The sequence below is a fragment of the Klebsiella sp. CN_Kp066 genome (assembly GCF_040065135.1).
GTDB classification, from domain to species: domain Bacteria; phylum Pseudomonadota; class Gammaproteobacteria; order Enterobacterales; family Enterobacteriaceae; genus Klebsiella; species Klebsiella oxytoca.
In genome coordinates this window covers 13,786-29,116 of record NZ_JBEAIU010000001.1, presented here as the reverse complement: position 1 = coordinate 29,116, position 15,331 = coordinate 13,786, and the positions used below count along the sequence as shown (strand labels likewise).

Genomic DNA, 15,331 nt, shown 5'->3' with positions numbered 1-15,331 from the left:
GCATGCTTTCTGCCGCGCAGCTTTATGCCGGGATCATGCCTGCCGCCACCAGGATGGTCTATACGGAAGGACAGCGCGAAAAAACGCTGATGCTGGCAAATACCAATGCCTATCCGGTGATTATTCAAAGCTGGATCGACGATGGTGCGGGCCATCCTGATTTTGAACAGGCGCCGTTTGTCATCCTCCCCGCCGTTTTCCGTCTGGAACCCGAAGAGCGGCAGGGGCTGCGCATTATATATAACCAGGATCCCTTGCCGACGGATCGTGAGTCGGTGTTCTGGATTAATCTCTATGAGATCCCTCCGCTGGAGGGAAAAAAGTCGCAGGATGCTCGCCTGACGCTGGCAATGAATACCCAGTTAAAACTCTTCTGGCGACCGAAGGCCCTTGCAACTTCGCTTGAAGAGTCAACAGCAAAGCTGAACTTTCGGCTGCGGCAGGAAAATGGCGGTTGGGGAATAGAATGTGATAATCCTTCTCCTCTCAACGTTTCATTTACCTCTATTACTCTGTTAAACGGTGGTCAGGAAAAAGGGGTCAAAGCGCAGATGGATATGATGACAAAAGCCTATAGCCGTCGCATCTATCCGTTGGAAGCATTCGCTAACCCACCCACAGGCCAAAAGATCCGCTTTCGTTATTTAAATGATGACGGCGCTTCTGTTGAACACACCGTCTTACTTAAGCCCTAACTGAAAAGTCGCGGGAAAATATCTGTGAGGCAATTAAAGCCGTACCGCTCGCAGCGGTTCACCCGGCAGCGCCGCGCTAACCGGGTGGCTGGATATTAGTTATTCAGCGCGCCGTTAATCAGGATAGACGTAATAATCCCGGTCGCGGCGGCAATCAGCACATAGTTGCCGTCAATATACGACCAGTGCTGCCCGCGCGGTGGTGCCGGTAATCCGCGATCGTTCCAGTCGTTAATCCGATAATCATTACCGCGGAAACGTTCCGGAGCCGGCTGACCTTTGCGGAAATCGTGCCCGTTCCACGCAAAGTGATCCTGCTCATGACGCGCCTGAGGTCGACTATCATGCGCCTGGCCCCCGCGCCCTTTATCGCCGCGATCCGGGCCACGGTTATCACCGTTCCCCTGATGATTATTGCCCTGATGGTTGTTGGCCTGCGCCCCCTGCTGGCGGTTGCCGTCCGGGCCGCCGCGGCCGGCGTCTTGCTGCCAGACCTGCTGCTGACCGTGGCTGTTGCCGCCAGGGCCATCCGCCCATGAGGCGGAAGTAAAAGTACACGATAAAATAATTGCCAGTGAAAGAATCTTTTTCATAATACACCTCCTGATATATTTCCTTTCTACCGGGAAAATGTGGAGGAATAGTGAGTAACACTATAACCAGGACAATTCCTGGCTAATGTCCTTCATCGTTTAAGTTGTTTTTTGTCGGCTGCATTCATTCACCTTTGTTACAGCGTTACCCGCGCGCATGGGAAAAGATGAACTGGCCGCCTTAATGCTGCCCGGAATCCAGGGGGTAGAGCCGTATAACGTATTAATCAATATTATCCCGGTGCTGAATTAAATGCCCTGAATAACAAAAAAGGCCGCTTTCGCGACCTTTTTTAGCAAATAGTCAGTGATTATTCAGTGACTTTTGTTTTCAGCTCTTCGGCACCCTGCTTGGTTTTATCCCAGCCTTCTTTGCTGACCTCTTTGGTCTTATTCCAGCCTTTTTCGGTGCCTTCTTTAGTGGCGTTCCAGCCTTTCTCAGTCCCTTCTTTGGTTTTGTTCCAGGTTTTCTGCGCGCCTTCGCTGACTTCACTGCCTACGCTATCGCTTTTGCCTTCTGCCGCATGTTTGGCTTTCAGCTGCTGCTCTTCACCCTGGTGCTGGGCCTCGTGCAGTTTTTCCTTCGCGGTGTTCGCCCCTTCGTGGGCCGCCGCGACGGTATCATCGGTTGCGTGTGTCGTTGCAGCAAAAACAGGAGCTGCTACCAGAATCGCAGATAACGCAATCATTGCTTTTTTCATATTGTCCTCTCTCTAACGAACTTAATGTTATGAGTCGCATTCAGCATGGCACAAGATTCTGCCGTCTGGCTTTAGGGATTGTTCTTAAAACTATTTTAAGACTTTTCTATCCGCTTTTTACCTGTCGGGTCCAGATTCCGGCTGCTCAGCCAGCATTCCTTTCCTGGGCGACGTAGCGTAACCGTCCGGGCTGACGCTCGACGCCGCTATGCAGACGGCGGCGATCGGCATGACCCTCCGCGCGGCCAAATCACCGCGGTTTTGCAAGGCCGCTCACGTTTTTATACCCGGAATCGCACTTTTCCGCCTTCAACGTTCCCCTCACTCTGTCGCTATGCTTTAATGTGCTAAACCGGTTTAATTAAGTTTAGCTATGGAGAATTTTCAGCATGAATGCAAAAGTTTGGGTTCTGGGCGACGCGGTGGTGGACCTGCTGCCGGAGAGCGAAGGCCGCCTGCTGCAGTGCCCCGGCGGCGCGCCGGCTAACGTAGCGGTAGGCGTCGCCCGCCTTGGCGGAAACAGCGGGTTTATCGGACGCGTCGGCGACGATCCGTTTGGCCGCTTTATGCGTCATACCCTGCAACAGGAGCAGGTCGACGTCAGCCATATGCACCTCGACGGCCAGCACCGTACCTCCACCGTGGTAGTCGACCTTGACGATCAGGGGGAACGCACCTTTACCTTTATGGTGCGCCCCAGCGCGGACCTGTTCCTCACCGAAGAAGACCTGCCGCCGTTTGCCGCCGGGCAGTGGCTGCACGTCTGCTCTATTGCGCTCAGCGCCGAGCCCAGCCGCAGTACCACCTTCGCGGCTATGGAGCGCATCAAATATGCCGGCGGTCGGGTCAGCTTTGACCCCAATATCCGCCCGGATCTCTGGCAGGATCAGGAACTGCTGCACGCCTGCCTCGATCGCGCTTTGCGGATGGCCAACGTGGTGAAGCTATCGGAAGAGGAGCTGGTATTCATCAGCGGCAGTGATGATTTAGCGCATGGAATCGCCAGCCTAGCCGAGCGCTATCAGCCGGAATTGCTGCTGGTGACCCAGGGTAAAGCGGGCGTGCTTGCCGCCTTTCAGCAGCAGTTTACCCATTTCAGCGCCAGGCCCGTTGTCAGCGTGGACACCACCGGCGCGGGAGACGCATTTGTCGCCGGACTGCTCGCCAGCCTTGCCGCCAACGGGATGCCGACGGATATCGCCGCGCTGGAACCGACCCTCAGGCTGGCGCAAACCTGCGGCGCCCTGGCGACAACGGCGAAAGGCGCGATGACCGCCCTGCCTTATCAGCGCGATCTTAATCGCCAGTTTTAATCGTTAAAGCCGCCCTGCGCGGCTCACTTTGTTGCATCCATCACATTTATTAAACCGGTTTAGCAAATTCATTTTAAAAATGTTAAAGGTCGGGCTTAACATAGCGCCTAAACCGGTTTAGCAAAAAACACTACTTTTCATTTTACTTTTGGGATGCGACCAGCATGTATAGAAAAAGCACACTTGCGGTTCTTATCGCTTTGCTAACCGGCGCCGCCTCAGCCCACGCGCAAACGGACCTCAGCACCATTGAAGCCCGGCTCATCGCGCTGGAAAAGCGCCTGCAGGAAGCGGAAAACAGGGCGCAAACGGCGGAAAACCGCGCCGAGTCGGCGGAGAAAAAAGTCCAGCAGCTCACCGCGCAGCAGCAAAAAAACCAGGACACGACTCAGGAAGTGGCTCAGCGTACCGCCAAACTTGAGAAAAAGGCCGATGAGAAAAGCGGCTTTGAGTTTCACGGCTACGCCCGCTCCGGCGTAATAATGAATGATTCCGGCGCCAGCACCAAATCCGGAGCCTACATGACGCCAGCGGGGGAAACCGGCGGAGCAATCGGCCGTCTGGGAAACCAGGCCGATACCTATGTTGAAATGAATCTTGAACATAAGCAGACCCTGGATAACGGGGCCACCACCCGCTTCAAAGTGATGGTCGCCGACGGGCAAACCACTTATAACGACTGGACGGCAAGCACCAGCGATCTGAACGTTCGTCAGGCCTTTGTCGAACTGGGTAACCTGCCTACGTTCGCCGGGCCGTTTAAAGGCTCCACCCTGTGGGCCGGGAAACGTTTTGACCGCGACAACTTTGATATTCACTGGATCGACTCTGACGTCGTGTTTCTCGCCGGTACCGGCGGCGGTATCTACGACGTGAAGTGGAACGACAGCCTGCGCAGTAATTTCTCCCTTTACGGGCGTAACTTCGGCGACATCGATGATTCCAGCAACAGCGTGCAGAACTATATCCTCACCATGAACCACTTCGCCGGTCCGCTGCAGATGATGGTCAGCGGTCTGCGGGCGAAAGATAACGACGAGCGTAAAGATACCAACGGCAATCTGGTGAAAGGCGATGCGGCAAATACCGGCGTACACGCGCTGCTCGGCCTGCATAACGACAGTTTCTACGGCCTGCGCGACGGTAGCAGCAAAACCGCCCTGCTCTACGGTCACGGCCTGGGCGCAGAGGTTAAAGGTATCGGCTCTGACGGCGCCCTTCGTTCGGGGGCCGACACATGGCGCATTGCCAGCTACGGTACCACGCCGATCGGCAAAAACTGGTCTATCGCCCCGGCGATCCTGGCGCAAAGCAGCAAAGACCGCTATGTCGATGGCGATAGCTACCAGTGGGCAACATTCAACATGCGCCTGATCCAGGAGATCAATCAGAACTTCGCCCTCGCCTACGAAGGCAGCTACCAGTATATGGATCTCAAACCCGAAGGTTATAACGATCGTCATGCGGTGAACGGTAGCTTCTACAAGCTCACCTTCGCTCCAACCTTTAAGGTCGGCAGCATCGGTGATTTCTTCAGTCGTCCGGAGATTCGTTTCTACACCTCCTGGATGGACTGGAGCAAAAAACTGAATAATTACGCCAGCGATGACGCGCTGGGCAGCAACGGTTTTAACTCGGGCGGCGAATGGTCGTTCGGTATGCAGATGGAAACCTGGTTCTGACGGTTACATCAGACGACAGGAACCGCCGGGGCGGCAAAACGCCTTCGTCGCCCCGGACACAATAACGACGCAGAAACTGCGCCCCCGTGAACACGGGACGACAACACGAAAATGTTTACGCATTCAGAGGGTACTATGGATTTTGAACAGATTTCCCGCTCGCTGCTTCCGCTTCTGGGAGGCAAGGAAAATATCGCCAGCGCCGCGCACTGCGCCACGCGTCTGCGCCTGGTGCTGGTTGATGACGCGCTGGCTGACCAGCAGGCCATCGGCAAAATTGAAGGGGTTAAGGGCTGCTTTCGTAATGCCGGGCAGATGCAGATTATTTTCGGCACCGGGGTGGTGAATAAAGTCTATGCCGCTTTTATTCAGGCGGCAGGTATTAGCGAGTCCAGTAAATCGGAAGCCGCCGACATCGCGGCGAAAAAGCTTAACCCGTTCCAGCGCATCGCCCGCCTGCTGTCAAACATCTTCGTGCCGATTATCCCGGCCATCGTCGCCTCCGGTCTGCTGATGGGCCTGCTGGGAATGGTCAAAACCTACGGCTGGGTTGACCCAGGCAACGCCATCTACATCATGCTGGATATGTGCAGCTCGGCGGCGTTTATCATTCTACCGATTCTGATTGGCTTTACCGCCGCCCGCGAATTCGGCGGTAACCCCTATCTCGGCGCAACGCTCGGCGGCATTCTGACCCACCCGGCGCTGACGAACGCCTGGGGAGTCGCCGCCGGTTTCCATACCATGAACTTCTTCGGCCTCGAAATCGCCATGATCGGCTATCAGGGTACGGTGTTCCCGGTGCTGCTGGCGGTCTGGTTTATGAGCATCGTTGAAAAGCAGCTGCGCCGCGCGATCCCCGATGCCCTGGACCTGATACTGACGCCGTTCCTGACGGTGATTATTTCCGGTTTTATCGCCCTGCTGATTATCGGCCCGGCCGGTCGCGCGCTCGGCGACGGTATTTCGTTTGTCCTCAGCACCCTGATTAGCCACGCCGGCTGGCTAGCTGGTCTGCTGTTTGGCGGTCTCTATTCGGTTATCGTCATTACCGGTATTCACCACAGCTTCCACGCCATCGAAGCCGGACTCCTCGGCAATCCCTCCATCGGCGTCAACTTCCTGCTGCCGATTTGGGCGATGGCTAACGTCGCTCAGGGTGGCGCCTGCCTGGCGGTGTGGTTCAAAACCAAAGACGCAAAAATTAAAGCCATCACGCTGCCCTCAGCGTTTTCCGCCATGCTGGGCATCACCGAGGCGGCGATTTTTGGTATCAACCTGCGCTTTGTGAAGCCGTTTATCGCGGCGCTGATCGGCGGCGCGGCGGGCGGCGCGTGGGTAGTATCCATGCACGTCTACATGACCGCGGTAGGCCTGACGGCGATCCCCGGCATGGCCATCGTGCAGGCCAGCTCGCTGCTGAACTACATTATCGGAATGGTTATCGCCTTTGGCGTCGCCTTTACGGTTTCCCTGGTGCTGAAATACAAAACGGACGCTGAATAATGTCACTTCCATCACGGCTGCCTGCGATTTTGCAGGCCGTTATGCAGGGCCAGCCGGGCGCGCTGGCCGATAGTCACTATCCGCGCTGGCACCATGCGCCAGTTACCGGGCTGATGAACGACCCCAACGGCTTTGTCGAATTTGCCGGACGCTATCACCTGTTTTATCAGTGGAACCCGCTCGCCTGCGATCATAAATTTAAGTGCTGGGGGCACTGGAGCTCCGCCGATTTGCTGCACTGGCAGCATGAGCCGATTGCGCTGATGCCGGACGAAGAGTATGACCGTAACGGCTGCTACTCCGGCAGCGCGGTGGATAACAACGGTACGCTCACCCTGTGCTATACCGGCAACGTGAAGTTTGCCGATGGCGGCCGAACCGCCTGGCAGTGCCTGGCAACGGAAAACGCCGACGGCACCTTCCGCAAAATTGGCCCGGTCCTGCCCCTGCCGGAGGGCTACACCGGCCACGTACGCGACCCGAAAGTCTGGCGGCACGAAGGACGCTGGTACATGGTACTGGGCGCGCAGGATCGGCAAAAGCGCGGCAAGGTGCTGCTGTTCAGCTCCGCAGACCTCCATCAGTGGACGAATGAGGGCGAAATCGCCGGCTACGGCCTCAATGGCCTCGACGACGCCGGTTATATGTGGGAGTGCCCGGATCTGTTTCCGCTCGGCGACCAGCATATTCTGATCTGCTGCCCGCAGGGGATGGCTCGCGAAGAAGAGCGCTTCCTCAATACCTATCCGGCGGTATGGATGGCCGGTGGTTTCGACTACGACCGCGCCGCTTTCAGCCACCGCGAGCTGCACGAACTGGACGCCGGGTTTGAGTTTTATGCCCCGCAAACCATGCAAACCCGCGATGGCCGCCGTCTGCTGGTCGGCTGGATGGGCGTGCCGGACGGCGAAGAGATGCTTCAGCCGACTCTTGCCAACGGCTGGATCCATCAGATGACCTGCCTGCGTGAGCTGGAGTTGATCGACGGTCAGCTCTACCAGCGTCCGCTGTGCGAGCTGACCGCTTTGCGCGGCGAAGCGCACGGCTGGCTGGGGAACGCCCTGCCGCTGGCGCCGATGGAAATCGCCCTGCAAACCGCCCGGAACGATACGTTAAGCCTCGATTTCGGCGGCGCGTTGACCCTTGAGCGCGATACCCGCGGGATTCGCCTGGCGCGACGCAGCCTCGCCGGCGACGAGATGCACTATCGTTACTGGCGCGGCGAGGTCCGTTCGCTGCGGATTTTCATCGACCGGTCGAGCGTGGAGATTTTCATCAACGACGGCGAAGGGGTGATGAGCAGCCGCTGCTTCCCGGCTTATCCGGCGCAGCTGATTTTCTCCGGCAGCGCGCCGGACGCATTCTGCTACTGGCCGCTGCGAACATGCATGGTAGAATAAGCGTTTTGCTTTCAGGCTCATGGCGTCGTAATGAAAACCAAACGCGTAACCATTAAAGATATCGCCGAACTGGCGGGCGTTTCCAAAGCGACCGCCAGCCTGGTGCTGAACGGTCGTGGCAAAGAGCTGCGCGTGGCGCAGGAAACGCGCGAGCGCGTGCTGGCGATTGCCCGCGAGCAGCACTATCAGCCGAGCATCCACGCCCGCTCGCTGCGCGACAACCGTAGCCACACCATCGGCCTGGTGGTGCCGGAAATCACCAACTACGGCTTTGCGGTCTTTTCCCATGAGCTGGAGATGCTGTGCCGCGAAGCGGGCGTCCAGCTGCTGATCTCCTGTACCGATGAAAACCCCGGTCAGGAGAGCATGGTGGTCAATAACATGATTGCCCGCCAGGTTGACGGTCTGATCGTCGCCTCCTGTATGCACAACGATGCCGACTACCTGAAGCTCAGCGAACAGCTGCCGGTGGTGCTGTTTGACCGCTGTCCTAATGAAAGCGCGCTGCCGCTGGTGATGACCGATTCGATTACCCCAACGACGGAGCTGATTTCCCGCATCGCGCCTCAGCATAGCGATGAGTTCTGGTTTTTAGGCGGTCAGCCGCGTCTGTCGCCCTCCCGCGATCGTCTGGCCGGGTTTACGCAGGGTCTGGCCCAGGCGGGTATTGAATTGCGCCCGGAGTGGGTGATCAACGGCAACTACCATCCCAGCTCCGGCTATGAGATGTTCGCCGCCCTCTGCGCGCGTCTGGGAAGGCCGCCAAAGGCGCTATTTACCGCCGCCTGCGGGCTGCTGGAAGGGGTGCTGCGCTATATGAGCCAGCACCATTTGCTCGACTCCGACATCCACCTGGCGAGCTTTGACGATCACTATCTCTACGATTCGCTGTCGCTGCGTATTGATACCGTACAGCAGGATAACCGCCAGCTGGCCTGGCACTGCTACGATTTAATCAGTCAGCTGATCGAGGGCAACACGCCTGAACCGCTACAGCGCTACCTGCCGGCGACGCTGCAGTTTCGGCATCGGTGATTCACGCATCCAGCCCCGCGATCCGCACCAGATGAACGGTGAGCCACAGCAGCTCGTTGCCGCCGAGGGTGATATCGAGCTGGGCTTTGACGTAATCGCGGATTAGCAGCGCGCAGCGGTAAGCGTCCGGATACGCCTTAATCACCTGCACCAGCAGAAAGCTGTCCCGCGCGCCGTCCAGCTCCCCCTCCTGTAAACGCTGGAGGAAAAACTGCATATGGACCAGAAAGCGCGAGTAGTTTATCGATTCGGTGTCTATCTGCTGCTTAAAGTGGTACTGCACGAGATTAAAAATATCCTTCAGCATTTTCACCGACTGCATGGTCTGCGCTACGTCGTCGCCCTCGCTCTGGCCGTTAACCAGATGAAAGGCGATATTCCCGGCTTCCTCCTCCGGCAGTTCAATCCCGTACTGCTGGCGAATAATCGTCACCGCCTCACTGGCGACGCGGAACTGCTGCGGATAAAAGCGCCTGACTTCCGGCAGCAGGCGGTTCTGAATAGCGATACCTTTGCGGCTGCGCTCGATGGCGAAAGTCAGATGGTCGGCGAGGGTAAAGAAAATCTGCTCGCGGACTTTGCTGGCGAGCTGCATATTGGCGCGGGAAATAATCATTGCGGCCATCTCAATGACCTCATCCGGAATGGCGGAGAGCGCCTCAAGATAGCCGCTGCGCGCGCCGAGCGCCTGGGTTACGAATAGCTTCTCTATCTTCTCCGGGGCGATTGCATCGCCGGGCCTGCTATTGAAACCAATGCCTTTCCCCATGACGATAACCTCCCTGTTATCGTCGTCCATCGAGAGCACGAGGCTATTATTGAGCACCTTCTGAACAATCATCTCTGCGACTCGTCGTGGTTGCCGTTTTGCGCGATGACATCCTTATACCACCAGAAGCTGCGTTTGCGGATCCTTTGCAGCCGCTTCAGGTCATCCTCGCCGCGATCGACATAAATAAAACCGTAGCGCTTGGCGTATCCCTGATGGGTGCTGACCACGTCAATCGCCGCCCACGGACAGTAGCCCATCAGCTCGACGCCGTCGGCAATCGCCAGCCGCATCTGTGCGATATGCGCGTCGAGGAAGGCGATGCGATAGTCGTCATTCACCGTCCCGTCAGGCTCCAGCTTGTCCGGCGCGCCCATCCCGTTTTCGCTAATCAGAATCGGCAGACCATAGCGCTCGCACACTTTACGCAGCGTCAGACGCAGCCCTACCGGGTCGACCACCCAGCCGTAGGGGGTTTTGCCGACCCATGGATTTTCCGCCGGACGATAAACCCCCTCTTCGCCCAGCATAATTTGCTGATCGCCCGCGCGGGGCGCAACGTCCCCGCCGTCGCCCCGGCAGGCGGCAATGGTGGCGGTCGAGTAGTAATTAATGGCGATAAAGTCCGGCCTCCCCTGCTGCAAAATCAGCGCATCCTCCGGCTGCCGATTCGGCGCGAGGCCGCGATCCTGCATATAGGCCCACGCCAGGGCGTTGTAGCGCCCATGCACCGCAACATCCAGAAAGCTCCAGCAGCGCAGCGTCTCCCAGTTATGCGCGGCGATGGCGTCCTCCGGCTTACAGCTTTCGGCGTACATCGACGTGGTGTTTATCGCCGGGCCGATGCGCAGCCCGGGGAACTCACGGTGGCACAGGGCGAAGATCTGCGCCTGGGCCAGCATCATATGATGATTCTGCTGGTACAGCGCCTTCTTATCCGGCAGTTCACGATCGGCGGGCACGCCAATCGCGCCGGGATGCAGAATCATGGTGTTCTGTTCGTTGATGGTCAGCCAGAGCGGAACTTTGGCGGCAAACTCGCTGAACAGCAGCCTGGCATAGCGCACGAATGCCTCCCCGGTTTTGCGGTTCAGCCAGCCGCCTTTTAGCTCCAGCGCCCACGGCAGGTCGAAGTGGTAGAGCGTCACGATGGGGGTGATCCCGTGGCGCGTCAGGGCGTCGATCAGGCGGTGATAAAAGGCCAGCCCATCCGGATTCACCGGGCCATCGCCGTCAGGTATCACCCGCGACCAGGCCACCGAAAAACGGTAGGCCTTCAGCCCCATCTGCGCCATCAGCGCGACGTCCTCCTCCACGTGATGATAGTGGTCGCTGGCGATGCGGAAGTCCGCCGTTCCCGGCGGATGGCTAAGCATGTCGACTACCGACGGTCCTTTACCGTCTTCATTCCACGCGCCCTCAACCTGATAGGCTGAGGTGGACGCGCCCCACAGAAAACCGTCCGGGAACCGGGCCTGCTGTTGATAAATCATGCCTGCGCCTCCTTAACGGATTGCACCATCAGCGTCTCGCCGTAATCCACCCGGGCGGCGTCGGTAAAGCGCAGAGCGTGCTGCCCATCGCCGTTGACCACAATGACTGGCGTAATCAGGTCGTATCCGGCCTGTTCGATGGCGGGAATATCAAAGCGGATCAGCACCTGCCCCGCCTCCACCCTATCTCCCACCTTCAGCGATGAGCTAAAGTGCTGGCCGTTAAGATTGACGGTATCAATACCGATATGGATCAGCAGCTCAACCCCGCTGTCGCTCTGCAGGCCAACGGCGTGGCAGGAGGGCAGGAACATCATCACCGTGCCGCTAAACGGCGCGCGCAGTACTCCCTCTTCGGGACGAATCGCCAGCCCCTCGCCCAACAGACCGCCGGAAAAGACGTCGTCATTCACTTCACTGAGCGCCACCACCTGACCGCGCAGCGGGCTTAATACTTCCGTCTCCCCCTCGATTTTAGCGCTCGCCGCAGGCTGCGGCGCTTCGTCCACCGCTTCTTGTTCCTCAGGAACATCTTTGAAGGCGAGAAACCAGGTCAGGGTAAAGGTCACCACGATGGAAATCGCGCAGGTCACCAGCGCATGAACGATGTTCATCGGGTTTTCACCGATAAACGCCGGTAGCGCCGCGAGGCCTGGCGAGACAAACGCGTAGCGCACCAGCCCGCTCACCCCGGCATAGACCCCGGCGCAGCCGCCGCCGATCATCGCGGCAATCAGCACGCGGCGGAACTTGAGCAGCACCCCGTACAGCGCCGGTTCGGTGATCCCCAGCAGTGCGGTAAATCCCGACGAGGAGGCCAGCTGGCGCAGGTTGCTATTTTTGGTTTTCAGCGCCACGCACAGCGTCGCCGCGCCCATCGCCACGTTTGAGGCCAGCATCCCCGGGCCGTTAATCATCTCGTAACCGCTTTTACTCAGCTGACCGGTGGCGATCGGCGTCATCGCCCAGGCGGTGCCGGTAATGATCAGGAAGGGCTGCAGGGTGCCCATCAGCATCGGGATTAACCAGCTGGCGTGGCGGTCGATAGCGCCCGCCCCCGCGGCCACCAGGTCGTTAAGCAAAATGCCCGCCGGGCCGACCACCACCAGCGCCAGCGGCGCGGTAATCAGCAGAATCAGCATCGGCTTAACGAAAAACTTGATAATCGATGGCGACACTTTTTCGGCGAAGCGCTCCACCCACGACATCAGCCACACGGTCAGAATAATCGGCAGCACCGAACCGGCGTAATCGGAAAGCAGGACGTTGATGCCGACAAAATCCACCGCTTTACCGGCCGCCAGCATCTGGCCGATGCCCGGATGCAGCAGCACGCCCGCGAGGGTCATCGCCAGAATCGGGTTGCATTCAAACTTCAGCGATGCGCCGTAGGCCAGCAGCACCGGCAGGAAGAAGAAGGCGGCGTCGGCAATAATATTCAGCAACTGATACGTCGAGCTGGTTTCGCTAATCACCCCGGTGAGCTTGAGAATGGCCAGCAGCGCTTTAATCATCCCCGCGCCGGTAATCGCCGGGATCACCGGGGTAAAGGTGGTCGAAATAACGCTGATAATCCGGGCGACGATGCCGGCCGGCTTCGCGTTTTTATCGCCGCCTGCAGGGCCTTTTTTCTCCGGCAGCGCCTTATTGAGCAGGCGATAAACCTGCTGCACCTCATTGCCGATAACTATCTGGAACTGGCCGCCCTTCTCCACTACGCTGATCACGCCGGGGAGGGCGCCAATCTGCGCATCGTTAACCTTTGCGCGGTCGTTGAACTCCATGCGCAGCCGGGTCGCGCAATGGGTGAGCATACGGATGTTCTCCGCACCGCCCACCGCGTGGAGGATTTTGTCTGCTGTTTCTTTATAGTTCATAGTGTTCCCTGGTGTTGGGGCAAAAAAAAAGACCAAAACAGAGACGCTCCCCTTGGCGGGAGAGCATTTCTATTTTGGTCTTGCCTGCTTTCGCAGTAGCACGCCATCATAAAAATGGGTTATTTCGGCGGATTATCTAAGCGGCCTTTGATGAATTCAATGATGACCGGACAAAAGTGTGAGCTGGATTAAGTAAATTCTTAAGTAAATATCAGCCGAAGGCCTGCTGACGAAGCCAGCTTTGTAATAGTTTGCCATTGGGGGTCATCTCGCTATCCTGGCGCACGCAGAGATAATAATCCCGGCCATCATCTATTGCCGCATCGAAGATTTTCACCAGCTCGCCGCTCTTCAGATAGGGAGCGATCAGCGGCTCGCGCATTAGCGCACAGCCCAGCCCGGCCTGTACGCCCGCCAGGGTTAGCAGACCATCCTCAAACATCGGCCCGGTCGATCGCGGCGGGCGCTTCACTCCCTGCTGCACAAACCACTGGTTCCACGTGGTGCGCTCCTCATCATGCAGCAGCGGCATCTGTAACAGCTGTTCCGGGGTATCAATATGCCCATGGAGGCGGAGAAAAGCCTGACTGCATACCGGAACCATTCTGCCGGAGATCAGCTTTTCGCTTTGATAGCCAACCCAGTGACCGTTGCCAAAGCGGATCGACATATCGGAAGCGTCGCTAAGATAGTTGCGGTGGTTGGCGTAAACCACGTTGATTTCGGTATGCGGATTCGCGTGCACGAATGACGGCAGCCGGGGAATAAACCAGCCCATGCCAAACAGCGGGATCAGGCTGATCGTCACCTGCTGGGTTTGCACCTGATCGACCAGGTGCTCAGTGGCCTGACGCAGCACGTTAAACGCCGCGCGGATCGAGCGGTAATACTCCCGCCCCTGCTGGCTGAGGGTCAGCCGTCGCCCCTGACGTGCGGTGAGCGGGATCTGCAAATAGCCTTCCAGCACTTTGAGCTGATGGCTGACCGCCGAGGGCGATATCGCCAGCTCCTGCGCCGCCAGGGTTACGCTGCCGAGGCGTGCGATCGCCTCGAAGGCGCGCACCGCCCGCAGCGGGGGATCGTTGGCCAACGTACTCTCCGACCAGCTAACCGGCCCCTCTGATTGTTCTGTTTTTTTCATATGTTGATTTTCTTAGCGCATTTCGCTATCCGATGCATTATTTAATTATATTTAAAATCATAAAGATAGTTAACCACACATTTATAATAAGAAAGAATATATGCGTATTTTACAATCTAATTCATTTGTTGGATGGTAGCTATTATTTGAGCATCTTGTCGGAACAATCAGTTGGACACACTCATACAACAAATCATCAACGGGGTCATGCTCGGCAGCATCTACGCCCTGATCGCGCTCGGCTACACCATGGTGTACGGCATCCTGCGCATTATTAACTTTGCCCACGGCGATATTCTGATGGTCGGCGCGTTGACCACGCTTTCCGGGATGCACGCGCTGAACGCCCATTTCCCCACTTTGCCGCCACTGGCGCAGCTGGGGCTGGCGCTGCTGCTGGCCATGGCGGTCTGCGCCCTGCTGGCGATGGCGGTCGAACGCTTTGCCTACCGCCGCCTGCGTAACGCCCCGCGCCTGGCGCCGCTGATCTCCGGGATCGGCGTCTCGGTACTGCTGCAAACCGTGGCAATGATCGTCTGGTCGCGTAATCCGCTGATGTTCCCGCAGATCCTGTCAATGGATGCCATCGCCGTGACCCACGGCAGCGCAGCGCATCCGCCGGCTCTCGTTACCGTCACCGGTATCGTCACCGTCGCGCTGGCCTTCGCGGTGATGCTTGGCCTGTGGCTGCTGGTGGAGTACACCCGTTTAGGTCGCGGTATGCGCGCGGTAGCGGAAAATCCGCGTATCGCCACGCTAATGGGCGTTAACCCTAACGCAATTATCGCCCTCACTTTCGCCATCGGCGGCATATTCGCCGCGCTCGCTGGCGTCATGATGGCCAGCAACTACGGCAATGCCAGCTTCTCCATGGGCTTTCTGCCCGGCATTAAAGCCTTTACCGCCGCGGTACTCGGCGGCATCGGTAATATTCGCGGCGCGATGATCGGCGGCCTGCTGCTGGGCCTTATCGAATCTCTTGGCGCAGGCTATCTCGGGGACCTGACCCACGGCGTCTTCGGCAGCAACTACCAGGATATCTTCGCCTTTATGGTGCTGATCCTGGTGCTGGTCTTCCGCCCGGCCGGTTTGCTCGGCGAACGCGTCGCGCACCGGGCTTAGGAGA

General features: G+C 58.0%; 13 protein-coding genes. 7 read left to right on the top strand and 6 right to left on the bottom strand.

Annotated features, from left to right (window positions below; translation table 11 throughout):
• The first annotated feature begins 2 nt into the window (after positions 1-2).
• Positions 3-695 carry a molecular chaperone gene (locus ABLV75_RS00130; protein ID WP_348854868.1) on the top strand — a complete coding sequence of 231 codons (693 nt, stop codon included), beginning with the start codon at positions 3-5 and terminating at the stop codon, positions 693-695.
• Between the two features lie 95 nt (positions 696-790).
• Here the strand turns inward: ABLV75_RS00130 and ABLV75_RS00125 are convergent, their stop codons facing one another.
• Together ABLV75_RS00125 and ABLV75_RS00120 are read right to left on the bottom strand one after the other, a co-directional pair.
• Positions 791-1,288, bottom strand: coding sequence for an RcnB family protein (locus tag ABLV75_RS00125; RefSeq protein WP_004099918.1), 498 nt, complete (start codon positions 1,286-1,288; stop codon positions 791-793).
• 311 nt (positions 1,289-1,599) lie between these two features.
• A complete protein-coding gene (locus ABLV75_RS00120; RefSeq protein WP_004099916.1) occupies positions 1,600-1,989 on the bottom strand; it encodes a hypothetical protein in 390 nt (129 codons plus the stop codon).
• A 389-nt stretch (positions 1,990-2,378) separates the two neighbouring features.
• On the opposite strand from ABLV75_RS00120, the gene ABLV75_RS00115 reads away from it, so the two are divergent.
• The 5 genes from ABLV75_RS00115 to ABLV75_RS00095 all read left to right on the top strand — a co-directional run bounded on the left by ABLV75_RS00115 (position 2,379) and on the right by ABLV75_RS00095 (position 8,925).
• Positions 2,379-3,302, top strand: a complete 924-nt coding sequence (locus ABLV75_RS00115; RefSeq protein ID WP_348854864.1) for an aminoimidazole riboside kinase — start codon at positions 2,379-2,381, stop codon at positions 3,300-3,302.
• Positions 3,303-3,466: 164 nt separating this feature from the next.
• On the top strand, positions 3,467-4,984 hold the full coding sequence (locus tag ABLV75_RS00110; protein WP_004111112.1) for a carbohydrate porin: 1,518 nt from the start codon (positions 3,467-3,469) through the stop codon (positions 4,982-4,984).
• Between the two features lie 135 nt (positions 4,985-5,119).
• A complete protein-coding gene (locus tag ABLV75_RS00105) occupies positions 5,120-6,490 on the top strand; it encodes a sucrose-specific PTS transporter subunit IIBC (protein WP_004111111.1) in 1,371 nt (456 codons plus the stop codon).
• Positions 6,490-7,890 (top strand): sucrose-6-phosphate hydrolase, encoded by a 1,401-nt coding sequence (locus ABLV75_RS00100; RefSeq protein ID WP_017146431.1) that lies wholly within the window; start codon positions 6,490-6,492, stop codon positions 7,888-7,890. Before ABLV75_RS00105 ends, ABLV75_RS00100 begins: the two co-directional genes overlap by 1 nt.
• Before the next feature lie 30 nt (positions 7,891-7,920).
• Positions 7,921-8,925, top strand: a complete 1,005-nt coding sequence (locus tag ABLV75_RS00095; protein ID WP_004099902.1) for a LacI family DNA-binding transcriptional regulator — start codon at positions 7,921-7,923, stop codon at positions 8,923-8,925.
• Between the two features lies 1 nt (position 8,926).
• Here ABLV75_RS00095 and ABLV75_RS00090 read toward each other — a convergent pair whose 3' ends face one another.
• The 4 genes from ABLV75_RS00090 to ABLV75_RS00075 form a co-directional block, all read right to left on the bottom strand.
• Positions 8,927-9,766 (bottom strand): PRD domain-containing protein, encoded by an 840-nt coding sequence (locus tag ABLV75_RS00090; RefSeq protein ID WP_004099899.1) that lies wholly within the window; start codon positions 9,764-9,766, stop codon positions 8,927-8,929.
• Complete coding sequence (locus ABLV75_RS00085; RefSeq protein ID WP_004099893.1) at positions 9,763-11,187, bottom strand: glycoside hydrolase family 1 protein; 1,425 nt, start codon at positions 11,185-11,187, stop codon at positions 9,763-9,765. The genes ABLV75_RS00090 and ABLV75_RS00085 overlap by 4 nt, the downstream gene beginning before the upstream one ends.
• Positions 11,184-13,064 carry a beta-glucoside-specific PTS transporter subunit IIABC gene (locus ABLV75_RS00080; RefSeq protein WP_004099888.1) on the bottom strand — a complete coding sequence of 627 codons (1,881 nt, stop codon included), beginning with the start codon at positions 13,062-13,064 and terminating at the stop codon, positions 11,184-11,186. The genes ABLV75_RS00085 and ABLV75_RS00080 overlap by 4 nt, the downstream gene beginning before the upstream one ends.
• A gap of 211 nt (positions 13,065-13,275) precedes the next feature.
• The gene (locus ABLV75_RS00075) at positions 13,276-14,205 is read right to left on the bottom strand and encodes a LysR substrate-binding domain-containing protein (protein WP_004111106.1); all 930 of its coding nucleotides are present in this window, start codon (positions 14,203-14,205) and stop codon (positions 13,276-13,278) included.
• Positions 14,206-14,376: 171 nt separating this feature from the next.
• Between ABLV75_RS00075 and ABLV75_RS00070 the strand changes: the two genes are divergently transcribed.
• On the top strand, positions 14,377-15,327 hold the full coding sequence (locus tag ABLV75_RS00070) for a branched-chain amino acid ABC transporter permease (protein ID WP_032705050.1): 951 nt from the start codon (positions 14,377-14,379) through the stop codon (positions 15,325-15,327).
• Positions 15,328-15,331: the final 4 nt, after the last annotated feature.